This is a genomic window from Microcoleus sp. PH2017_34_RAT_O_A (genome assembly GCF_020737885.1).
GTDB lineage: Bacteria > Cyanobacteriota > Cyanobacteriia > Cyanobacteriales > Microcoleaceae > Microcoleus.
Window position 1 is genome coordinate 13,094 of sequence record NZ_JAEQDD010000014.1, and the last position, 20,801, is coordinate 33,894.

20 protein-coding genes and 2 tRNA genes are annotated in these 20,801 nt (G+C 45.9%); 4 read left to right on the forward strand and 18 right to left on the reverse strand.

Going from position 1 to position 20,801, the window contains the following annotated elements; translation table 11 throughout:
- Positions 1-59: 59 nt before the first annotated feature.
- The 3 genes from JGK11_RS06950 to JGK11_RS06960 form a co-directional block, all read right to left on the reverse strand.
- The gene (locus JGK11_RS06950) at positions 60-389 is read right to left on the reverse strand and encodes an iron-sulfur cluster assembly accessory protein (protein WP_293180746.1); all 330 of its coding nucleotides are present in this window, start codon (positions 387-389) and stop codon (positions 60-62) included.
- 115 nt (positions 390-504) lie between these two features.
- The gene (locus tag JGK11_RS06955; RefSeq protein WP_293180743.1) at positions 505-927 is read right to left on the reverse strand and encodes a phosphomannose isomerase type II C-terminal cupin domain; all 423 of its coding nucleotides are present in this window, start codon (positions 925-927) and stop codon (positions 505-507) included.
- A gap of 303 nt (positions 928-1,230) precedes the next feature.
- On the reverse strand, positions 1,231-1,380 hold the full coding sequence (locus tag JGK11_RS06960) for a hypothetical protein (protein ID WP_293180740.1): 150 nt from the start codon (positions 1,378-1,380) through the stop codon (positions 1,231-1,233).
- A 931-nt stretch (positions 1,381-2,311) separates the two neighbouring features.
- Between JGK11_RS06960 and murJ the strand changes: the two genes are divergently transcribed.
- Positions 2,312-3,925 (forward strand): murein biosynthesis integral membrane protein MurJ, encoded by a 1,614-nt coding sequence (gene murJ / locus JGK11_RS06965; RefSeq protein ID WP_293180737.1) that lies wholly within the window; start codon positions 2,312-2,314, stop codon positions 3,923-3,925.
- A 113-nt stretch (positions 3,926-4,038) separates the two neighbouring features.
- Here murJ and JGK11_RS06970 read toward each other — a convergent pair whose 3' ends face one another.
- Positions 4,039-4,986, reverse strand: coding sequence for a phytanoyl-CoA dioxygenase family protein (locus JGK11_RS06970; protein WP_293208109.1), 948 nt, complete (start codon positions 4,984-4,986; stop codon positions 4,039-4,041).
- Positions 4,987-6,079: 1,093 nt separating this feature from the next.
- Here JGK11_RS06970 and JGK11_RS06975 point away from each other — a divergent pair.
- Positions 6,080-6,340 (forward strand): hypothetical protein, encoded by a 261-nt coding sequence (locus JGK11_RS06975; protein ID WP_293180731.1) that lies wholly within the window; start codon positions 6,080-6,082, stop codon positions 6,338-6,340.
- 76 nt (positions 6,341-6,416) lie between these two features.
- On the opposite strand, the gene JGK11_RS06980 is transcribed toward JGK11_RS06975, so the two are convergent.
- The 3 genes from JGK11_RS06980 to moaC all read right to left on the reverse strand — a co-directional run bounded on the left by JGK11_RS06980 (position 6,417) and on the right by moaC (position 7,648).
- Positions 6,417-6,719: a DUF3181 family protein gene (locus tag JGK11_RS06980; RefSeq protein ID WP_293180728.1), complete on the reverse strand. Its 303-nt coding sequence runs from the start codon at positions 6,717-6,719 to the stop codon at positions 6,417-6,419.
- Between the two features lie 62 nt (positions 6,720-6,781).
- On the reverse strand, positions 6,782-7,039 hold the full coding sequence (locus JGK11_RS06985; protein ID WP_293157023.1) for a 2TM domain-containing protein: 258 nt from the start codon (positions 7,037-7,039) through the stop codon (positions 6,782-6,784).
- Between the two features lie 87 nt (positions 7,040-7,126).
- Positions 7,127-7,648 (reverse strand): cyclic pyranopterin monophosphate synthase MoaC, encoded by a 522-nt coding sequence (gene moaC / locus JGK11_RS06990; RefSeq protein WP_293180725.1) that lies wholly within the window; start codon positions 7,646-7,648, stop codon positions 7,127-7,129.
- Between the two features lie 78 nt (positions 7,649-7,726).
- On the opposite strand from moaC, the gene JGK11_RS06995 reads away from it, so the two are divergent.
- A tRNA-Arg gene (locus tag JGK11_RS06995) sits at positions 7,727-7,800 on the forward strand.
- 339 nt (positions 7,801-8,139) lie between these two features.
- Here JGK11_RS06995 and JGK11_RS07000 read toward each other — a convergent pair.
- The 3 genes from JGK11_RS07000 to JGK11_RS07010 form a co-directional block, all read right to left on the reverse strand.
- Entirely contained in the window at positions 8,140-9,384 is a 1,245-nt protein-coding gene (locus tag JGK11_RS07000; protein WP_293180722.1) for an MFS transporter, read from the reverse strand.
- 256 nt (positions 9,385-9,640) lie between these two features.
- On the reverse strand, positions 9,641-10,828 hold the full coding sequence (locus JGK11_RS07005) for a glycosyltransferase family 4 protein (RefSeq protein ID WP_293180719.1): 1,188 nt from the start codon (positions 10,826-10,828) through the stop codon (positions 9,641-9,643).
- Between the two features lie 232 nt (positions 10,829-11,060).
- The gene (locus JGK11_RS07010) at positions 11,061-12,749 is read right to left on the reverse strand and encodes a DUF2079 domain-containing protein (protein ID WP_293180716.1); all 1,689 of its coding nucleotides are present in this window, start codon (positions 12,747-12,749) and stop codon (positions 11,061-11,063) included.
- 88 nt (positions 12,750-12,837) lie between these two features.
- Here JGK11_RS07010 and JGK11_RS07015 point away from each other — a divergent pair, with 88 nt between their 5' ends.
- Positions 12,838-14,076 (forward strand): histidine kinase, encoded by a 1,239-nt coding sequence (locus tag JGK11_RS07015; RefSeq protein ID WP_293211080.1) that lies wholly within the window; start codon positions 12,838-12,840, stop codon positions 14,074-14,076.
- A gap of 206 nt (positions 14,077-14,282) precedes the next feature.
- Here the strand turns inward: JGK11_RS07015 and JGK11_RS07020 are convergent, their stop codons facing one another.
- From JGK11_RS07020 to JGK11_RS07055, 8 genes are all read right to left on the reverse strand, one after another.
- Positions 14,283-15,143 carry an RNA polymerase sigma-70 factor gene (locus JGK11_RS07020; protein WP_293211082.1) on the reverse strand — a complete coding sequence of 287 codons (861 nt, stop codon included), beginning with the start codon at positions 15,141-15,143 and terminating at the stop codon, positions 14,283-14,285.
- 3 nt (positions 15,144-15,146) lie between these two features.
- On the reverse strand, positions 15,147-15,770 hold the full coding sequence (locus JGK11_RS07025; RefSeq protein WP_293211084.1) for an NAD(P)H-dependent oxidoreductase: 624 nt from the start codon (positions 15,768-15,770) through the stop codon (positions 15,147-15,149).
- A gap of 32 nt (positions 15,771-15,802) precedes the next feature.
- On the reverse strand, positions 15,803-16,483 hold the full coding sequence (locus tag JGK11_RS07030) for a hypothetical protein (protein ID WP_293211086.1): 681 nt from the start codon (positions 16,481-16,483) through the stop codon (positions 15,803-15,805).
- A gap of 194 nt (positions 16,484-16,677) precedes the next feature.
- Positions 16,678-17,091 carry an 8-oxo-dGTP diphosphatase MutT gene (gene mutT, locus JGK11_RS07035; protein WP_293211089.1) on the reverse strand — a complete coding sequence of 138 codons (414 nt, stop codon included), beginning with the start codon at positions 17,089-17,091 and terminating at the stop codon, positions 16,678-16,680.
- A 468-nt stretch (positions 17,092-17,559) separates the two neighbouring features.
- Positions 17,560-17,901 (reverse strand): DUF760 domain-containing protein, encoded by a 342-nt coding sequence (locus JGK11_RS07040; protein ID WP_172187001.1) that lies wholly within the window; start codon positions 17,899-17,901, stop codon positions 17,560-17,562.
- A gap of 220 nt (positions 17,902-18,121) precedes the next feature.
- Complete coding sequence (locus JGK11_RS07045) at positions 18,122-19,081, reverse strand: RNA polymerase sigma factor, RpoD/SigA family (protein ID WP_293180704.1); 960 nt, start codon at positions 19,079-19,081, stop codon at positions 18,122-18,124.
- A 542-nt stretch (positions 19,082-19,623) separates the two neighbouring features.
- The gene (locus JGK11_RS07050; RefSeq protein WP_293180701.1) at positions 19,624-20,400 is read right to left on the reverse strand and encodes an RNA methyltransferase; all 777 of its coding nucleotides are present in this window, start codon (positions 20,398-20,400) and stop codon (positions 19,624-19,626) included.
- A 74-nt stretch (positions 20,401-20,474) separates the two neighbouring features.
- Positions 20,475-20,556 (reverse strand) — tRNA-Leu (locus JGK11_RS07055).
- Positions 20,557-20,801 lie beyond the last annotated feature (245 nt).

Consider the following 20,801-nt stretch of genomic DNA (forward strand, 5'->3'; position numbering starts at 1 on the left):
TCCCAACCAGGAAAAAGTTCTGATACCGTCAAAATATCTCCATTACCCAGAACAGTTGATTATTCTTTAGCAGAAAAGGAGTTGCCGCAGCTACAGCTTTGGGCTGCATTGGGATTGTGGAATCGGAAACCTCCGCCCATCAAGTCTTCTGAATAATCTAAGGTGAGCTCGTTGAGATATTTTAAGTGCTGGGGGTCGATCGCAACTTGAACTCCCTCGGACTCGCAGAGAGTGTCTTCTGGGACGGGTGCATCGTCAAATGCCATTGTATAAGACAAACCGGAACAGCCGCTCGATTCCACGCCCAGACGAAACAAAGCATTCGGGTTCGGATACTTTGACTTGAGGCGCTTTACTTCTGTCGCTGCTGTTTTGCTTAGATGAATCATTAATTTTATTTGGTTACTGGTTACTGGTTATTGGTTACTGGTTATTGGTTACTGGTTACTGATTGGTGCGAATAACAAATAACAAATAACAAATAACAAATAACCAGTTTATAGGTTATTTAGCCTTAGATTCTGTCCGCGCATAATCGTCTTGAAAGCGCACAATATCATCTTCTCCGAGATATTCACCATTCTGCACTTCAATTAAAACCAGGGGAATCACTCCCGGATTTTCCAGACGGTGAGAAATACACTGTGGAACATAGGTAGACTGATTTGTAAATAGAACTTCTTCGGTTTCGCCACAAGTAACTTTTGCAGTACCGGAAACTACGATCCAGTGTTCGCTGCGGTGGTGGTGCATTTGCAGGCTGAGGCGGTGTCCCGGCTTGACTTCGATCCGCTTAATTTTGTATCCCGGGCCTTCTTCAAGTGTTGTAAAAGAACCCCACGGGCGTGATTCTGTAGCGGAAATTCCGTTGGGTGCAGCAGATGCGAGCAGAGTTAATGTTTGAGAAAGTTCTTGAGTTTGAACCATGATTTTTTACTCCTTCGGGATTGCTTGTTGAAGCCTTTAGTAAACGATGTTGGTTTTTGAGGTGAGCTAATTAGTTGTTAAAATCGAACCTCACCTGCGCGGAAGGGTTAGCGAACTGTACATTTTACTGTGAAATCTGCTCTTCCCGATCGACCAGCCTTAACAACCATAGCAAAATCACTATATTAGTTGTCACCTGTGATGGGTGCGATCGGCCAAATCTACATCAAATCTTCATCTGGGAGTGCTGATTCTTTATTTAATGGGAACATTTTATAAGATTTATGGTTGTTTTGGATTTTTTTAACCGCAGAGGGCGCAGAGGGCGCAGAGGAAGAGCGGATGTAGCGATTTGATCCTATCACTGTTCAGCTCCCGATCGTGTCCAGCTTCATTCGGCGCGATCGCAGCTTGAATATCCTCTAGATGTGAGTCGCTATCACAATTACTCATCTCTCTTCTCTTCCTCTGCGCTCTCTGTGGCCTCTGCGGTTAAAAAAATCCAAATATCTAATTTATCAATTAATTACCAACAAACTGTTTTTTACTTATTTATGAACAGGCAAGATGCCTATTGCTGACAATGGCGTAACATCTCAGCTTTAACTATTTTTTCACCGTCACTCGATCGCACAAGCTTTGATTTTTTAGTGGATCTACCCAATGCAGTATATCCACATATAATACATGATACTAGGTCAGGGTAAGCGCACCTCAAACGCAGTTGCCATCTAGATTGTAGGACTGCTACTTTGAGAGAGTTCAGGAAGCGCTGCGACTAATACCTTCACCATATAGAACTCATTTGACATCTTTTCTTGACCGATAAGGCTTGCAAGTAAGCCGTTTGGTATAACTCAATAAACTGTTGACGATAGCTGCGTAACCAACTCTAGCAAAACAGCCAAAATCCATAGATCGCAAGGCTTGCAGTTATAGCAATATATCTCAAATGAGTTCTATGAGGCTTTGTAGATCTTAAGACCTACAAGTAGGCAAAGCCAATTGATAGTTCTGGCGTTTATGTACCCTTAACTGTCGTTTTTTTTAGGGTGCATTTATTATGTTGATTAACTAAGTTTTTTCGTAATTGCTCACCCCCCCTACGGACAAAAATAAAATCTCTGAAACCCTTTGTAGGCAAGTATTGCAAAGTTTGAACACAATTATTTCATTTTTCAGTTTCGATCGCTAAAACCCTCATTCTGTCCTTGATTTTATTGAAGAAGAAGCTTTTTGCTTAAAATTCACAATCTGAAACTGTCTCGCTTGAGGCAGTTTCAGGGGAGGGAGGGTAGTTGACCAATTACAATTCATGTTACGATCGTCCAGATTTGCTATTAAACTTAGCAAAGCCTTTTAGCACTAGCGTTTGTAACCATTTGTGTCTGAAACCCAGAAGCCCTCTCGTTCCCTAGCAGGGATTGCCGGTATTGTCGCAGTCGCCACTCTGATTAGCAAAGTCTTCGGATTGGTGCGCCAAATTGCGATCGCAGCAGCCTTTGGAGTCGGTGTCGCCGTCGATGCCTACAACTACGCCTACGTCATCCCCGGTTTCCTATTTATTTTACTGGGAGGCATTAACGGGCCATTTCACAGCGCGATCGTCAGCGTTTTAGCCCGCCGCGACAAAAAAGAAGCTGCACCCTTAGTCGAGACAATCACCACATTAGTTGGCGGCATATTGCTGTTGGTAACAATCGCTTTAATTATTTTTGCAGATCAGGCGATCGATTTAGTAGCACCCGGGTTAAATAGAACAGCAGAAGGTTTAGAAATCAAAGCAATAGCCGTCCAACAATTTCGGATTATGGCGCCGATGGCATTGCTTTCAGGCTTAATCGGCATTGGTTTCGGCACACTCAACGCCGCCGATATGTACTGGCTTCCTTCGATCAGCCCTTTATTTTCCAGCGTTGCACTTGTCGGCGGTTTAGGAATTCTCGCGCTACAACTCGGAGAAAAAATTACTCAGCCACAATACGCACTAATCGGTGGCTTAGTATTAGCTTGGGGAACTTTAGCAGGAGCAGTTTTGCAGTGGTTAGTGCAACTGGCGGCGCAGTGGCGCGCGGGATTGGGAAAATTGCGTTTGCGGTTTAATTTTAAACGCCCCGGAGTGCAAGAAGTAGTTAAGGTGATGGTTCCTGCTACCTTATCCTCGGGAATGCTGCAAATTAACGTTTATACTGACTTGTTTTTCGCATCCTACATCCCTCAAGCTGCATCTGCCATGGGCTACAGCGGCTTGTTGGTTATGACTCCTTTAGGCATTATTTCTAATGTAATTTTAGTACCATTTTTGCCAATATTTTCTCGCCTTGCCGAACCCAAAGACTGGCCGGAATTAAAAGATAAAATTCGTCAAGCTTTAATTTTGACTGCGCTGACAATGATGCCCTTAAGCGCTTTAATGGTGACACTGGCTACACCCATCGTCCGCATTGTTTACGAACGCGGTGCTTTTAATCTGTCAGCCTCGCAGTTTGTCATACCGATATTGATGGCTTACGGTATTGGAATGTTTGTGTATTTGGGCCGCGACGTTTTGGTACGGGTATTTTATGCCTTGGGAGACGGGGAAACCCCTTTTCGTGTCAGTATTATCAATATCTTTTTAAATGGGCTGCTGGATTATTTGTTAGTAGGAGCTTTCGGCGCGCCCGGATTAGTTTTGGCGACGGTGGGAGTGAATCTAGTTTCGATGATTATGTTTTTGTACTTATTAGATAAAAAGCTGGGTGGCTTGCCTTGGGGGGAGTGGAGTTTGCCTTTTTTGGGGTTAGCTTGTGGTAGTTCTCTAACTGCTTTCGTGTCCTTGGCTACTCTGCAAGGCTGTCAAAGAGTTTTGGGTACTGAAGGTTTGGTAATTCAATTAGTGCAGTTGAGTGTGGCGAGTTTGGCAGGGTTGGGAGTTTTTGCCATTTTTGTGCATCAGATGAAGTTGCCGGAAGTTGAGATGTTTGTCGATCGCATTCGCGGCCGTTTTGGTAGATAATATAGTTTCTGTTGGCATCTGAATCATGTTTTAGGAGCGTCCCACTGCCCCAGAGAATAATCTAAAAAGTCTCGACAGACAGACAAGACTTCCTGATTGACGAGGTTGACTTGCTAGCAACCCAAAGCCTCGTGAATGTTGCCGTAGTCGTTAATGGTATACTCTATTTGCAGCATCAAGCGCGGTTTCTCAGTTGGCTGCGTTCCTCTGTGAAAGCAAAGGGGATTTTCTACAAACCCAAAACCAGCTTTGCCACAGACATTCACCACATTTTCAGCGCCGTAATATTCAACAATCTTTTCGTCATCGATGTCTGCACAGCGCGTACTTATAAGCTGGTGCATCAACTTTTTGCCTTTGTGAGTTCCAGAAACATAAGTGTGCGGCCCGCTGAACATATCGACATCGGTAAGGTAGAAAAAAAACTTAATGAACCGATAGTCGTCTAAATCGTAGTGAAATACTTGGGCTGCCTTGCGTTGCTGGATGTGGTTTTCTGCTGGAACTGGGAAACTCCACGATATTTCGCTGCCCATGTGTACTGGTTCGGCACCCAGAAATTTAGCTGCAATAGCCAGTATGCCGGGGTCTTTTTCCAGTTCTTTCAGGGTTGAAGACTGGTTTCCGTTACTCATATAGCTGCAAACGCGGGCATTTTTGGGTAAGTCCGCACCTACTTTTTCTGTTCCTTTGTAGTGGTAGGGACGGTTGGCATCTCTGTTAATGTAGCCAACTGTAGAACTGGCAAATTTCAAAAGTTCTTGAACTGTATCTTCGGGTAGCTGAAGATTTTGATAACAACTATCGGTTTCGATCGTAGCAGCGATCGCATCTACATCCAACTTTCCCAGAACTGAAGCATTTTCTTGACTGATAACATGAGATTTAGCTGGACGCTTCAATAACATCGTTGCCCAGTCGCGTACAATCTCGAAACGAGCAAATTTACGCATCAAAAATAGTCGAGGGTTTTGAATCAGACATTGATAGTTTTTGACGAAATAATTGGCAAGCTTGTACCCGAAGCTTTCCGATTTCTGAATCACGCTTGTTGTGTTCATAGTTTGCGGTAGTTTTGTACAAAATTTGTTATTGTAGCTTGCACCTGTGATCTTTTTGTGATTGTAAGCTGTCTTTGTTTGCAAAAAAAAGAGATATAAAAGTTTTAGAGTTTGCCAATACTTTAGCAAACAAACTTTTAGGTCTCAAGACTTACGCATGAACCACAAAAAACATAGAGTTGAGATTGCGATGCACAGCAAAGAATGACAGATATGCGTTTTCTTGCGTAAGTCCTATATCTGTCACTTGCATTGTTCTAACCTGATTGTTTTACGTTGTCAAGTAAAACAGATTTTTTAATTATTGTTGCTCTCGATCGAGTCCATGCTTGAATTCGACTGTCTTGAATGTATTTACGGCTGGTTATTTCGCGATATCTGCTCTTGATACGATCTGAACTTATGTGTTGCTTTGTTTTAAGAAATGTTATCAGAGCGGTTTCAGTGTAGTGCCGTAAAGATATTCAGTGGAGACAAGTCAATGCCTTGTTTTTAAAGGATTTCAGGCGATCGCAAACCTCTATAATTGCGCGAGCAAATTCTGGCAAACCGCTATCTTAAAAAAATGTAAAAATATTGGGTGGCATTCCCGACAAGCCTCCCCATAGCATTTTTGATTGCAAAAATTACGCTGGATGTGACAATTAAATCTCTGGTGTCCGGGGCTATAAGGTGTATTTTTAAACTTCTCCTTCAAATTTAGATCCGCCTTGCATCCCCCTTAAAAAGAGGGACAAAAGAGGATCTTGCTTCACTCTTTTTTAGCTGTCAATTAAGTAAATGAGTATGAAAATATACAAGTATTCAAATAGCGATCGAGACGAAGTGAAGTGAAGTCAAGCAATTGCTCCCTGACACCCATACACATTCTGTTACACCGCACCGATTTATTGGCGCCTACTTACTTAGTCCCATTTTGTTTAATATTTACGATCGCGCCACCGCCCCACCATTCCCTAAATTCACCGCGATCAATAATCAGAAAAATATAAATAATTGTAAATAAGCGAACTCAATCACAGACAGTGCGATCGCACTTTGCTAATTTCCTAGTAATTAAAAGCCTAGGGTGCCATCAGCTACGAGATAGAAGTTGCAAAATGATAGTTTAATTTGCGGTAGCGGTAACAATCTATTTGTCTTAGAAGCCGATGGAGGATTTGATACGATCGCTGATTTTACCGTCAATCGAGATTCGATCGCACTAACCGATGGTTTGAGTGTTAGCCAGTTGGGAATAACTCAAAATACTCAGGGAACTCCGATCGAAAACCTCTTGACAGGGGAGCAGTTAGGTGTGATGGTTGGAGTAAGTGCGAATGCGATTACCCCTGCTAATTTCTGGTTGATTTAGGCAAATAATGAAAAGTGCGATCGCCCTTAAGTCAAATTAAGGGCGATCGCACTTAAATCCCAATCAATAATTGAGATCACATATCCCGTTGAAATTCCTCAAGAACATCCATCAATTGCACTTGACACTGCATCGGAATCAAATCTGCCAGCGGCACTTCCCGCTTACCGCCACCGAGCTTAACTGAAATACCTTGCAAAACTCGTGCAACTTTGTCATCATTTAAACTGCCATCTTCCAGCATCGGGTAAAGTTGTTGGGCAACAACGGTATGCAGGTGGGCATCACGGAGATATAAATGCCACTTGGCAATGTCAATGTAGACATTTTCGCCGATTTGGGCGGCTAAGGATTCGATCGCAACTGTAGTATTAGCCATATCTAAAAAAGCAAATTATTTGTGCTGGATTAAAACAGTTAACAAATCGCCGACAACTCCCTTCAACCAGAATCTTTGGTTAAAGGCGAATAATCGGCGATCGCAAAAATGAAAATCGCGTGGGCCAAAACTACTAGAGCCCATACACCCGTCACTGTAACTGCCCAAGGCCAATCAGCCTTTTGCAAATTTTGAACAAACCACAAACCAGAATTGGAAGCAGAAAAAAGACCGACGTGGATCGCAAAATTCATGCGATCGTCTAATTGACGGTACTCAGGGTCTTTGCGATCGGGTTTGCGGGGCCAACGAGGAGGCATAGTTTTTCACTTGATGTTAGTAGTTCTGTGCCTATTTTAAGCATAAGTGCTACTTTTTGAATTCTGCCTCCCCCCAAGGCCGGAACTTTATCCCTCTAAATTTTGATAGTCTCCCGATTTGCCGCCGCTTTTGCTTACCAGTCGAATCGATTCAATGGCGATCGACTTGGACAACCCCTTAGCCATATCGTACAGAGTCAGCGCTGCAATCGAAACCGCCGTCATCGCCTCCATTTCCACACCAGTTTCGCCCTTAATTTTCACCGTCGCCCGAATTTGATACCCCGGCAACCCAGCATCCGGTATCACCTGCACTTCCACGCTGCTAATGGGCAGAGGGTGACACAGAGGAATCAGATTCGCCGTCTGCTTAGCCGCCATAATTCCAGCCAGCCTTGCAGTGCCCAATACATCGCCTTTCGGCGCATTCCCCGCTTCGATCGCCGCAAACGTCTCCGGCAGCATCCGCACCCGCGCCGCAGCCACAGCTTGGCGCACAGTTGCCACTTTCGCCGAAACATCCACCATTTGGGCTTCCCCGCTGTTGTCGAGGTGAGTTAGCTGCGCGCGATCGGGCAATTTAGAAAAAGTTTCGGAAAGGTCTTGCATTATTTTAGTAAAGGTGTTACTGTTAGATTCTGTGAGAAAAGAACTTAATCAATTTTAGATTAAGTCTGAACTCGACAGGGGCTTGTAGCTTAGTTGGATAGAGTGCATGGCTACGAACCATGAGGTCGGGGGTTCGAATCCCTCCAAGCCCATTATCAAAAGCGACGCATCTTACAGTATTTTGTAGGGTGCGTTTGTTGTTTAAAGTTGCCAAGTGCGATCGACAACAGACAAGATTCCAAAAATAGCTAAGACGGGCTCTCCGGCCCATTCCACAAAACTTTTTTCTTGTGGGATGGGCCGGAGAGCCCGTCCCGAGACGAAGAGAGGAACGAAGCAATCGCAGAGTCTATTTTTCACATCGCTTTTACTATCTTGAGATCTTATCTAAACTGTATCGGACAATAAACAAGATTGCAAAAATAGCTAAGACGGGCAAGATGCCCATTCCATTTTTTTGTGGGATGGGCATCTTGCCCGTCCCCATCCTGTCACCTATTCAAAGCATAAACATCTTTGCCACGCCCGATCGCAAATTTAAGCGAATGAGACAAATTCTTGCTACACAAAGTAACAAAAATCAGCAAAGCCAAAGCAGCCAGAACAGCCGCCAAACCAAACATATTCCTGTAGCCAACTTGTTCAGCAACAAAACCCAAAGTCGGGCCAGCAAGCGCAATCCCCAAATCAAACCCACCAATACAAATCGAAAACAAACGACCTCTTTCTTGAGGTTCGCACCTATCCGACATCAGCGTCACCATCATTGGCATAACAGTACCGCCAGCCGTACCTTCAACCAAAGCCGCGATTAAAAAAGCACCGCTGCTGTTAGCAAAATACAACAATAACATAGACACGGCGTAACAGATTAAGCCGCCAGAAATAAACAAGCCGCGGCCGTATTTGTCCGAAGCCCGCCCCGTCACCAACCGCAAACTGAAACTGGCGATAGCCGCCGTAGAATAAAATAATCCCGGATTCAAATTAACCTTAGTTTCTTGGATAAACAAAGGCATAAAAGTGCTCAAAGTTCCGAATACCAAACCAACCAGCAATAACACCAAAGCCGGAATCCGCACCCGGGGATTCCACAGCATTTGCCAGTATTTTTGGCTGTTTTTGTCCTCAGATAGCGAGTCAGACTTTGTTAACTCAGCGAAATTCGGTTCCACAACTTTGGTGGTAATAAATAAAGCTGTGGTGGCGAAAGCCGCCGACATCGCAAACAAAGCAGGATAACCAACCCCAGCTTGGACAAATCCGCCCATCGCCGGGCCAAATGCCAAACCGATAGGGGCGGCCAAACTCATATAACCAATTAATTCGCCCCGCTTTCCGGGCGGCGACAAATCTGTCACCAAAGCGCTGTAAGCTGTAGTAAAAGCGGCGATGCTAATGCCGTGAAAAGCCCGGAGAAACAACAGTAATGGGACAGATTGAGCTAACAGGTAGCCGATAGGGGCAAGTGCAGCGACAGACACGCCTAGCAGCAAAACTTGTTTGCGCCCCCGGCTGTCGGCTATTTTACCCAACTGCGGCCTCGATAGCAAAAGCCCGATCGCAAATGCACCCATCACAAAGCCAATTTGCTGCTTGCTACCGCCCACAGATTGAACGTACAGCGGCAAAGTTGGCAGCAGCGAAGCCAAACTACACCAGAATAGCAAGCCTGCGGTAAATAAAGTTACCAAGCTGCGTTTGGGTTGGGGTTCGATGTCCCTAAAAATATTCAAGATGCAAATTCCCTTTAAATTTTATGATTACCAATTAGCAATTGCCAATTCCCATTACCAATTACCAATTACCAATTACCAATTGCCAATTCCCATTACCAATTACCAATTACCAATTACCAATTACCAATTCAGTAACTTGAGAATTGCCACATTTGTTTCTGTAAACTGTCAACCCTTCGACAAACTCAGCGCAAGCTGTCAACTATCAACTGCAAACTGTCAACTGTCAACTGTCAACTGTCAACTGTCTGTTTTACCAATCAACCTCGGCCCTTTCCTCCACCACGCGCTGATAAACCCACTCGGTTTCCATTGCCAACTTCGGCCAACTAAATCGACGTTCCAAATCCTCATAAGCATTGTCAACCAACCATCGCCCATAACCAGGATTTCTCAGTACCTCCAAAATCCCCCAGGCCAAAGAATCGCGATTGTTAGCCTCAGTAACAACACCAGTTTTTGTATGCTGCACCACCTCCGGTAAGCCACCCGCATTCGACACCACCACAGGTACTCTTGCAGCAAAGCTTTCTAATGCTACAATCCCAAAAGGTTCGTAAAGACTGGGGAAAACCGCGCAGTCAGCCACCGTCTGGAATTTGTCGAGATGTTCCTCAAACATGAAACCCGTAAAATAACACTTATTCCAAATTCCTAAATTCCAAGCCATAACTTTGAGATGGTCTGTATTGCCACCACCAACAATAACAATTTTTGCGTTACCCCCCATTTCCCTAATTACTTGAGGTGCTGCATTGAGAAATACAGCAATGCCTTTTTCGTAGCTAATTCTGCCTACATAATAAACTATTTTTTCGTCGTCTGCTGCAAACTTTCGGCGGAAATCCATCGCGTCAAATTCGTCCCTGCGCGGCTTTTTTTCCGATCTAATTCCGTTGTAAATTACCTCTATTTTGTTCCACGGAGTCGATAGTACAAGTTCGGCTTCCCGCCGCATATAGTCGCTGCAAACAATGACGCGCCAAGCGTTATAAGCGAGGTCGTTTTCCTTGGCGTTAATGTAGCGCTGCCCGTCATTGTGGAGGCCGCTGAAGCGCCCGTATTCGGTGGCGTGGATGGTGGCAATTAGCGGTACTTTAAAGGTATGCTTGAGGGCGATCGCCGCATCTCCCACCAGCCAATCGTGAGCGTGGATCAAATCAAAGGGGCCTTCTTCTAGCATTAGTTTGCCGCCTTGGTGCCCCATGCTTTGGTTGAGGTTCGCCACCCAGTGAAAAAAGTCCTTGGCGTGCCCGACTACTACACGATGCACCTCTATTCCTTCAACCACTTCGTACATCGGCGCGTGACCGAACTCTACTGTAATTAAGTGAATCGAGTGCCCTAGCTTCACCAATTCTGGATACAGTTCCGATACGTGGCGGGCGATACCGCCGACTATTCTGGGAGGAAACTCCCATGCCAATACCAAAATTTTCATCTTTCTCCCCTCCTAAGAATTTATATATCTTAATGTTTATTGTTGACTACTTTATTGTATGATCCACAGCCTAAAATGTTGATCGATCGCAAATCTATGCCCGAGGGCTGACTTTTGGCAGCAACAAGGACGGAAAATTATGCAGAAACCGGGTGTTTGCAGCAATTGCTCTCTGGCCCGGTTTCTGGAATATTTGGCCTAAACCGACAGTTTCGGGCGATCGCCCGCACCCTCAAGATTGCTTCAAAATCGGTTCCAACTCGCGGCGAAAACGATCCCAAGCAGCCACCGATGCAGAATTAGAAGCAGCGCCCTGACGCATTAAAATCGCACCGTCTTCAAAGCCAACAATTCCGTAGTCTCCAGATTTGGACATTCGATCGATCGCTGGCACGATTTGCTGCAACTGTCCGCGTTCCCGGCGAAACGCAGGTTGATACTGCTGCAACTGCCACATATCGGCAATTACATATTCCATCTTCACTGCCTCTCCCGCATCATTCCGCAGTTCAAACATCGGAAACCGGAGAATTTCCCGGCGGCTTGACAAAATCGGCACAATAGTATTCGTTGCAGCCACGCTAGCATTATCAGGAATTTGAGCTAACAGCGGGCGCACTTGAGACACGTGCTGCCACTGTCTGATGAGAGGAACCTGCACCCAAGGATCGATCGCATCGGGCAAAATAAACGAAAAAGTCCGATTAGGATTAGACGTGAAGGTAAAAAATAGCGACAAGCAGATGCAAAACCCCCAAAAGCGGCGAAACTGCGAAGACGAAGGGAAAGGAAACACCGCATTCGGAAAACGCAAAATTGTTTGTTCTCCCCTTTTAATTCTATCTTCTTCCTTTTGACGGCCAGCCCACCACAGGATTGCCCCATAAAACAGCCCCGGAACCACAGTCATCGCATAGCGAATATTAATTGCCAGCACAGATTCTCCTTTAGCTAAAAATAGCTTTAGCAGCGGGAAACCTGCGATCGTCCAAGATGCGGGCGCTACGGCAGGAACCAAAGCTAACGGCAACCACTGACCAAGTAGGTATCTAATCTTACCAAAAAAGGGCGTAAATAGCTCAGTCACCAACCGCCCGGGATTGCTAACCATTCCCCAAATAATTTCAAGAGTCGAAGCTTCATCACCATCAGCATATTGACCGAAGCGTTCCATCATAAACCGCTCGGAAATATCAGCAGAAAACAAAGGCATAATCAGATTTGTCAAAGCAATCATGTAACCAAAACTGAGAATGCACACAGCCAAGCCAGTCAGAGGATAGCGCCGACTCAAAATCATGTAAGCCCCCACCCCAAACAACACAACTCCCCCATCTTCTCGCACGGCTAACATTAAAGTTGCCAGAATCCCAAACAGCGGCCACCAGCGCTTCTCCATCGCCAGCAACAAGCCAAAAACATAAAGCGGAGTTTGGCAAGAATCATGAAAATTACCCAAAGTCGGGCCGATAACGGCGTTAGCTGCGTAATAGCTCACGACAATTGTCGCCGACAGTCGCGGTTCTAGATGGTGTCTGGCGAGAGCGTACAGGACTAAACCAGCCGCCGTAATTAAAGTCACCTGCAACACCGTCAAAGTAACAGGAGAGGGGAACAGCGAGTAAATTGGCAGCCACAGCATCAGCGCTGGGGTGAAATGCTGCCCCAACCGATAGTAAGATACAGACGGGAGCTGATTTTGGTGAACCACGTTAGTGGACAAAGCCGAAGACAGGGAACTCTCAAACAAGTGACCCCGAGTGCCGTTCCAAAAAAGTTGATTGAAAATGCCTTGGTCGTATGTAGCGTAAAAGCTGTAGTAGCGGTGCAGCGTCAGCAGCAGGCACAGCACAAAAAAGGCCGCCGCCACTTGAACCACTACCCGCAGCGACTCATTTTTCTTCCATCTCAAAAATGTCATTGGCCCGCCGTAATGAAATCATCGGACAATAGCATAAATCTAAAGTAAGTATTAAATTAAAGTAGAAGTGAAATAACTCGGCTCGGCAATGGTCAATTATTTTCACCCGATCGAAAAAGTCAACAGCGTCAATCCAACATCCGGCAACGACGACACCGACTGTTCTCCCGAACAGCCGACCAATCCTGCACCGCTTTTACAGCTTTTGCTGTTCGTAGACAAGCGTCCCTCTTCCAGGGAACAGACCAGACACATCCGCAAGTCCCTACAGGCTTTGAAGGCAGAGTGCGACTTTGAGCTTCAAGTCATCGACGTAGGAGAACAGCCGGATTTAGCCGAACACTTTAAACTTGTAGCCACTCCCTCGCTGCTCAAAATTCATCCCGATCCCCGACAAACTCTCGCCGGCAGCAATTTGATCGCCCAACTCGAACATTGGTGGCCCCGCTGGAAGCGTTCTGTAGAAGAATACGCAGCTCAGCAGCAGTCTACCTCGGCTCTGGCTGCCAATCTGGCCGACCCAAAACCCATCTATTCGGTTGCTTGCGCCACCGAACTCGTGCAGCTTGCGGATGAAGTTTTTCGGCTCAAACAGGAAAAAGAACACCTGCAAGAGCAGTTGCAGTTGAAAGACAGGATTATTGCGATGCTGGCTCACGACTTGCGAAATCCCTTAACGGCCGCATCTTTGGCTTTGGAGACTTTGGAGTCAAATCAGAAGGTAAAGGAGGGGCAAAAGTCCCGTTTGACACCGACTCTGGCGGCTCATTTGATGAAACAAGCCCGCCGCCAAATCCGAATTGTCGATCGCATGATTACAGATATCCTGCAAGCAGCACGGGGTACTAACGCTCAACTCCACATGGAACCCAAAAAAATCGAACTGAGGGCGATTTGTCAAGATGTAATCCTGCAATTTCAAGACAAATTTCAGGCTAAAAGTCTGAATTTAGAAACAGACATTCCCGCAGATTTGCCCTTGGTTTATGCCGATCCCGATCGCATCAAACAAGTCATAGTCAACCTGCTGGACAACGCCAGCAAGTACACGCCAGAGCAAGGAACTGTAAGTATTTCCATACTGCACCGCACTGCTTACAAAGTTCAAGTCAGCATTGGTAACAGCGGGCCGGGAATTCCTGAAGAAGATTGTGCGAGCATTTTTGAAGACAGCTATCGCTTGCAGCGAGATAAATCAACAGACGGTTACGGCATTGGGCTGTCTTTGTGCCAAGGCATCATCCGCGCCCACTACGGTCAAATTTGGGTAGACTCAGTACCCGATCGAGGCAGTTGTTTTCACTTTACCCTGCCCATTCAGCGGTAAACAATGCCAATTAAATATCACGAACGGTCGCGAAGAGGGTAGAGAAGTTTTCGCGATCGCGCATTTGCCAGTTGGGCGATCGATCGGCAGAAATTGCAGCCCACATTCCGGCTGAAATAAAGCGGTAGACAACCTTGGCATCCCCACCAATATCTCTCGTCAGTCCGCTCCAGCGCGTTGTTGTGCTGCTGTCACTAACGGCGCGATTATGGCTTTACTGCTTTTAATTTTACCGGATTAACGACTGCAAAGATTGACTGAATACTTTCACCTGCGAAATCAAAGCTGAAAATGCTATGTGGCTTGCCGTCCACAATATTTACAATTCCAGGCTGACCATTTATTTCCACAACTTGAGGGACTAACTCAGGTGTCAATCGGCTGCGTCGAATTGAGATTAGAAAACGAGCTACTTTCAGGCAGCCATGAAACGGTTTTTGGGCTGCTACAACTTTCCCTCCTCCATCCGACAAAAATGTTACATCTTCTGCCATGAGAGCAATAAGTCCCTGTAAATCCCCTTGGTTCCAACAAGTGAGAAATTGCTCGATCGCGGTGTCTTTATCAGGAGAATTAGAGCTAATTGTGGGTCTGCGTAGAGCCAGATGCTGACGAGCACGACGAACAATCTGGCGGCAATTTGAACTACTTTTGCCGACAGTGTTAGCGATCGCCTCATAGTCATAATCGAAAACTTCGCGTAACAGGAAAACGGCTCTTTCAGTTGGGGATAAGCATTCCAGCAGCATGAGAAATGCAAATGAAAGAGATTCTGCTAATTCAGTGCAGTCCTTGGCATCAATTGATTCTGTCATCAGCGGCTCTGGCAGCCATGTGCCTATGTACTGCTCTCGCTTCACGCGGGCGGATCGCAGATGATCGATACACAAACGAGTCACGGTACGTGACAGAAACGCTTTAGGAGACTGCACAATGCTCTTCGTATTCTGCCAGCGAATCCAAGCTTCCTGAACGATATCTTCTGCCTCGGTCACGCTACCCAGCATTCGATAGGCGATCGCAAACATGAGCGATCGATACTGATTGAACAGGTCTAATCGGTTCATAAATTACCAAGTTGCCGCTAAGTTCATCAGCTTGGCGCGTGCCTGTTCAATTGACTGTTGCCGAATTGCATCGGGCATGAACTGATTGGGAACAGCCACAATTGTCATGTCTTCAATGCCAATAAAGCTTAGAATTGCTCGCAAATAGGTTTCACAAAAATTCATACTTCTCATTGGTGTATCGGGCGCAAAATTTCCGGCACTTGGGGTAATCACTAATGCCTTTTTGTCGGTCGCAAGTCCTTCAAAGGTAAAACTGGCTGGATCGAAGGCAAAGGTGCGATTAACTCGAACGATATTATCCACATACGCCTTAAAAGTTGATGGCACACTGAAGTTATACATAGGCACACCAAGTAATACGCGATCGGCCCATAGCAATTCCCCGATCAGTTGCTCGGATTCAGTCAGTGCCGTTTCCATTTCTGAGGTACGACTGTCTGAAGGAACATAGTTCGCAGTTGTCCATAGTTCTGTTGGATGAGCCGGAGGATTCATCCCCACATCTCGCTGTTGGTATCGTCCATCAGGATTGGATTTCTGCCATGTTTGAATAAATTCGTGACTGAGGGTGCGGGAAATTGATTTTTCTAATCGCACACTGGATTGAACTTCAAGTAGTTTCATAGGTACTGTGCCGTAAATTTATGTTCAACGATTTAGCGTTGGAATTGTTGGTAAAGTTGCTCAAACTGCGTCGGATCGAGTTCGCAATCGATAGCATTCATTAAAGTCTCTTGGCTCGCTGCGAGCGGTTGAATACCCTGCTGACAAACTCCGGTCAAAAATGCAATTAGTTCGCTCAATCGGCTAAATTGAGGCTGAGTTGATAAAAATGATTCAGTTACGCTCATCGGCGGCAGTTTTGTCCCGTTGGCACAATAGATGATGGGATTCTCTGGAGCTAAACGCATCATGCAATAAATCGTATTGTTGCCATCAGTCAAGATCGAAAAAGGGAGTAGATCTATTTGGCATCTGCCCAGTTTCAGATGGCGATGTCCTGCCAAGGCGTAATCCAATGGCAAGAATTTGGCAACGATCGCGCGATTTTCCAGTTTCAGATGCACTTCATTCTCTCGACCGGATAACTCTCCATGCCATTTTCCTTTAACCCTGAGTAGTTTTTCCACCAAATTCAACTTTCCTGGCTTGCCAGATAGCCCATTATGCCGTTGATACAGGTCGAAAGCATCCTGGGGAAACTCCCATGAGAATGAAACGATTTGTACCTCAATTTCCGCACGGGTTAATCCGCGCTGTAGGTGGCTGGCAATGTTCGGGGCTGTTTGGGTTAGCACAGTGTCAAAACGATCGAGTATTTCGAGTAGTTCGGGCATGGCGATCGCTCACAGTTAGAGATTGGCTTACTCAATTAAGACGAGAGAGGCACTGGATTTGTGACAAGCCAATACTCACCAAATTTGCTCATCTCAAGATATGCCGGGGGATATGATAAAAACAATAGTTCAATAAAAAGCTTGAAAATTTTTCTAAAAACCTAGCAAGTATAAACATAAGAATCCTCGTCCTTCTAAGACGATCGATTCTCAAGCAAGGCAGCAATAATCTGTTCGTTTGCCTTGGGAAAAGTAAATTGGTCAATTTCGTCCAGTGTCACCCAGCGAATTTCATCGCATTCGATCGTTTGCGGTTCCCCGCTGATGTAGCGGCAGTGGTGCACGTAAAGCCTAACTGTAAATTTAGTGTAGTCGTGGTCAATTGTAATCAGGCGATCGCCAACTTCTACCACAATCCCCAACTCCTCCATAATTTCCCTTTGTATGCAAGCTTCGATCGTTTCTCCCGGCTCTATTTTACCGCCCGGAAACTCCCAGAAACCGCCGTGCAGTCCGTGTTGTCGGCGCTTGTCAATCAAAATTTCTTGGCGATCGTTCCAGATCGCAGCAACGCCGATAACTTTGTGGGCCACAGGAGAAAGAGACATATTAATTGGGAATTGGGAATTGGGAATTGGGAATTGGTGATTGGTAATTTTGACGCACTGCTAGTTTCGTACTTAGGGACTTGCGTAGAAATAAAATCCCAGCCATGCAATTGTATTGTCGAAGGAGTAGCCAAATGATTGGTATAGTATTAAGCTGCAAGCCCCTTACCGTTTTTTTAACCGCAACTGTGGGCTGTAACGAAGTATTACGGTGAAACAACCAGCTAGATGGCAACCCGTGCGATCTATTGTAATTAAAAATTAATAATTTAATCATATTATCAATTTTATTAACAAATCACAAGTGACAACTAATACCGTCTCATAAAAGTCTGGCTGCAAACTTTCGTGTTGGGTTTCAATTCAGCAATCTACCCATCCAAAATCCAAAATCTAAAATCTAAAAATTTAAGCCCCCATCTTCCGAAGGGGGCTTGACACTTGTACGATTTAAATGTTAATAATCAACTAATCATCCGAGCCGTGTCTCTCACTAGCTTGGATGGACTTTTCAAAAGTCATTCGCTGTTCGGCATTTTTGAGAAAATAGCCGCTAATCATAGCCGAGGCGAGCAATCTACCCAAATGTTCGCGACTGGTAGTCACTGTCACCCCGAAGTGTTCCGAAGGTAAATTCCCCAAAAGCCCGACAATATTTCGCTCCATTACTTGAAACACTTCGTGAGAAGTCGGCTTAGACAACTGAGAAACAGTGTCGGGAGCCATTGACTGCACGTATTGCCATAATAAATTAGCATTTTCTCCGTCTTCTTCAAAGAATTCAGGGGATTTATTAGATGAGTTGCTCACGAGTACCTCCGTTTCAGAGACAGCTTGTTATTTTAGACGCGGGCGGTTAAATTAAATAACCCTTATCCGATCGCTGCTGCTATTTATTACCAAGTAATTACTAATGTAGCAGGACAGTCGCAGCAACCAAGTGGGTACAACCGAATTAAAGGCGGCGGTTTTTACGATTTTAGATTGGAAAATGGCGATCGCCTGTGTCCCGATCGCCATTCCCATCTAGCTAGCTGGCGAGATAATCGTTAATATCTTGCTTGCGCTTGCGGAGTTTGGTTAAAGCTTCCCGTTCAATTTGACGCACCCGTTCCCGACTGATGTTCAGACGATCGCCTATTTTTGCCAAAGTTAAAGTTTGCCCGTCTTCTAAACCGAACCGCAAAGCAAGGACTTCTCGCTGTTGCTGAGTCAGTTCCGCCATTAGGTGGTCTAAGTCAGTCCGCAGGGAAGCTTGCAGGGCAAAATCTTCTGGAGTAGTACCCGTATCTTCCAACAAATCGCCCAACTCAGTATCTTGATTGTCTCCCACGCGCAAGTCCAGTGAAAGTGGCAGGCGCGCGCGATCGAGATATTCGCGAATTTGCTTGGGAGTCAAATCTAACTCTGACGCCAATTCAGCAGCAGTAGCCGCGCGGCCGAGCTGTTGAGCTAGCAGGCGCTGAGCCTTTTTAATTTTGTTGAGTTTTTCGGTAATGTGGATCGGCAAGCGGATGGTGCGACCTTTTTCGGCGATCGCCCGGGTAATTGCCTGACGAATCCACCAATAAGCATAAGTTGAAAATCTGTAGCCCTTAGTCGGGTCAAATTTTTCTACTCCCCGCTGCATCCCGATCGTACCTTCCTGAATTAGGTCGAGTAAATCTACATTGCGCTTGATATATTTTTTGGCAACAGACACAACCAGGCGCAGGTTAGCTTCCACCATGTGGCGCTTTGCCCTTTCGCCATTGTCGATCGTCCGCTGCAACTGTGCCTCAGACAGCCCGACTGTCTGTGCCCATTCAGCCGCCGTCGGGTCGCGGCCTAACTCTTCGGCTAAAATATTTTTTTCCTGATGCAGTGCGGCTGAGCGCTGTACCTGTTTCCCGAAGAGTATTTCTTGCTCATGGGTCAACAGCGGAACGCGACCGATTTCCCGCAAGTAAGCGCGAACAGAATCTGTATCTGAGGACTTAAGAGTTTTCATGAGCTTTTCCCGCTGAGGATCTGTGCCTCTAAAGGTTTGTCGGATAGCAAACCTCTAGCTTTAGCTGGGAAGGAAAGCGGGCGGGGACTTGCGCTTTCCTTCCATTTAAAGAGGCTTAATTTTATGGTAGCTAGCTGTTACTCCCAGTCAGAACCCTCTCAGGTTAGGTTTTGGTTGGGGGTGCACAATGCTACTTATGTTAAGAATCTTAACATTTGTGAGAGCAGTTGGCTACACTTCTTTACATTTATTTCATGGAAGCCTGCAATGTTGGTACGAGAGTACCCGCAAACAAGCTTTGCAGTTGCATCATGTTAAACAAAATGCGCTAAATCTCAGAGGGGTAGAGGGGTAGAGGGGGAGATGGGGAGATGGGGAGATGGGGGGTAGAGGGAAGAGGGGGAGAGGGGGAGAGGGGGAGATGGGGAGATGGGGAGATGCTTTCGGACAACGCAATTAAAAAATACACTTTAAATGCCCAGCAGCTTTTCAATACCGCCCCAACAGATAATGACTAATGACTAATGACTAATGACTGATGACTAATGACTTCTTTGCCGTTGAGCTTCGTACAAGATGAGGGCTCCGGCGATCGACACATTGAGAGATTCTACGCCGCGGCCGAGGGGGATTTGGATTTGTCGATCGGCTAAACTTCTCAATTCTGGCGACAATCCAGAACCTTCGTTGCCCAAAACGATCAGAGTCGGCACTCGCAAATCAACTTCCCAATAAGTTAAACTGGCGCCGGCAACGGTTGCTAAAATTTGCATCCCGCGATTTTTATACCCGGAGACTTCGGCGGTTAAATCTGGAGTGACTGCTACTGGCAGCTTAAACCAAGCTCCTGCTGAGGCGCGCAGCACCTTGGGATGGTCTAAATCAGCGCTGTCTGAACTCAGCAGCAAGCCGTCGGCATTAGCAGCAGCGGCGGTGCGGACGATCGCCCCCAAGTTGCCGGGATCTTGGATGGTTTCTAAAGCTATACCTAAAGTTGAGATTTCTGCGGGTTGTGTGGCGATACGGGGTGCGGTGGCGATAATGCCGTCGGGTTGGACTGTAGTGGCGATCGACTCTAAGACTTTGGCACTGACTAATTCTGTGCGATCGGCTAAACCAACAATTTGTTCCCACAATTTCCCATGCTGATCCAGCCATTCGGGAGTGCAGCAAACCGTTGCTAACGGGTATTTGGCCGCGCAAGCTTCTTCGAGCAAATGCGTACCTTCGAGTAAAAATAATTGTTGTTCCCTGCGTCCCTTAGAGCTGTGGAGTTTGCGGATTTCTTTTACTAAGGGGTTTTGAATACTTGTGAGCATTTTCTTAATTCAGCAGAGCGAATGGGGTTATTACCTGTATCGGGTCAACCCCAAACTTTTTTCTGCCTTGGGAATGCGGAACCCGGGACTTGAACCCGGAAGGCTTGCACCACATGAACCTGAATCATGCGCGTCTACCAATTCCGCCAGTTCCGCATTGGTCACGAATTACTACTATCGGGTATGCTCGCCAGTTTGTCAAGTGTTTTGGGAAATATTTTTTTATTCTAGCTGCGAGTAATATCAAGTCCGTTGGCAAAGGAAGAAGAAAGAAAATCTTCCTTCTTCCTTTTTCCCAATTCCCAATTTTATAAAGGCGAAGATGCCCCATGCCCCATGCCCCATGCCCCATGCCCCATGCCCCTTCTGTTATAGTTGTTGTGGCAGATAGTTCTCACCTC

Excerpts from the sequence above, each read along its gene's own strand:
- JGK11_RS06950 (WP_293180746.1), bottom strand. The coding sequence starts at position 389 with ATGATTCATCTAAGCAAAACAGCAGCGACAGAAGTAAAGCGCCTCAAG.
- JGK11_RS06955 (WP_293180743.1), bottom strand. The coding sequence starts at position 927 with ATGGTTCAAACTCAAGAACTTTCTCAAACATTAACTCTGCTCGCATCT.
- JGK11_RS06960 (WP_293180740.1), bottom strand. The coding sequence starts at position 1,380 with ATGAGTAATTGTGATAGCGACTCACATCTAGAGGATATTCAAGCTGCG.
- JGK11_RS06970 (WP_293208109.1), bottom strand. The coding sequence starts at position 4,986 with ATGAACACAACAAGCGTGATTCAGAAATCGGAAAGCTTCGGGTACAAG.
- JGK11_RS06980 (WP_293180728.1), bottom strand. The coding sequence starts at position 6,719 with ATGGCTAATACTACAGTTGCGATCGAATCCTTAGCCGCCCAAATCGGC.
- JGK11_RS06985 (WP_293157023.1), bottom strand. The coding sequence starts at position 7,039 with ATGCCTCCTCGTTGGCCCCGCAAACCCGATCGCAAAGACCCTGAGTAC.
- moaC (WP_293180725.1), bottom strand. The coding sequence starts at position 7,648 with ATGCAAGACCTTTCCGAAACTTTTTCTAAATTGCCCGATCGCGCGCAG.
- JGK11_RS07005 (WP_293180719.1), bottom strand. The coding sequence starts at position 10,828 with ATGAAAATTTTGGTATTGGCATGGGAGTTTCCTCCCAGAATAGTCGGC.
- JGK11_RS07010 (WP_293180716.1), bottom strand. The coding sequence starts at position 12,749 with ATGACATTTTTGAGATGGAAGAAAAATGAGTCGCTGCGGGTAGTGGTT.
- JGK11_RS07015 (WP_293211080.1), top strand. The coding sequence starts at position 12,838 with ATGGTCAATTATTTTCACCCGATCGAAAAAGTCAACAGCGTCAATCCA.
- JGK11_RS07020 (WP_293211082.1), bottom strand. The coding sequence starts at position 15,143 with ATGAACCGATTAGACCTGTTCAATCAGTATCGATCGCTCATGTTTGCG.
- JGK11_RS07025 (WP_293211084.1), bottom strand. The coding sequence starts at position 15,770 with ATGAAACTACTTGAAGTTCAATCCAGTGTGCGATTAGAAAAATCAATT.
- JGK11_RS07030 (WP_293211086.1), bottom strand. The coding sequence starts at position 16,483 with ATGCCCGAACTACTCGAAATACTCGATCGTTTTGACACTGTGCTAACC.
- mutT (WP_293211089.1), bottom strand. The coding sequence starts at position 17,091 with ATGTCTCTTTCTCCTGTGGCCCACAAAGTTATCGGCGTTGCTGCGATC.
- JGK11_RS07045 (WP_293180704.1), bottom strand. The coding sequence starts at position 19,081 with ATGAAAACTCTTAAGTCCTCAGATACAGATTCTGTTCGCGCTTACTTG.
- JGK11_RS07050 (WP_293180701.1), bottom strand. The coding sequence starts at position 20,400 with ATGCTCACAAGTATTCAAAACCCCTTAGTAAAAGAAATCCGCAAACTC.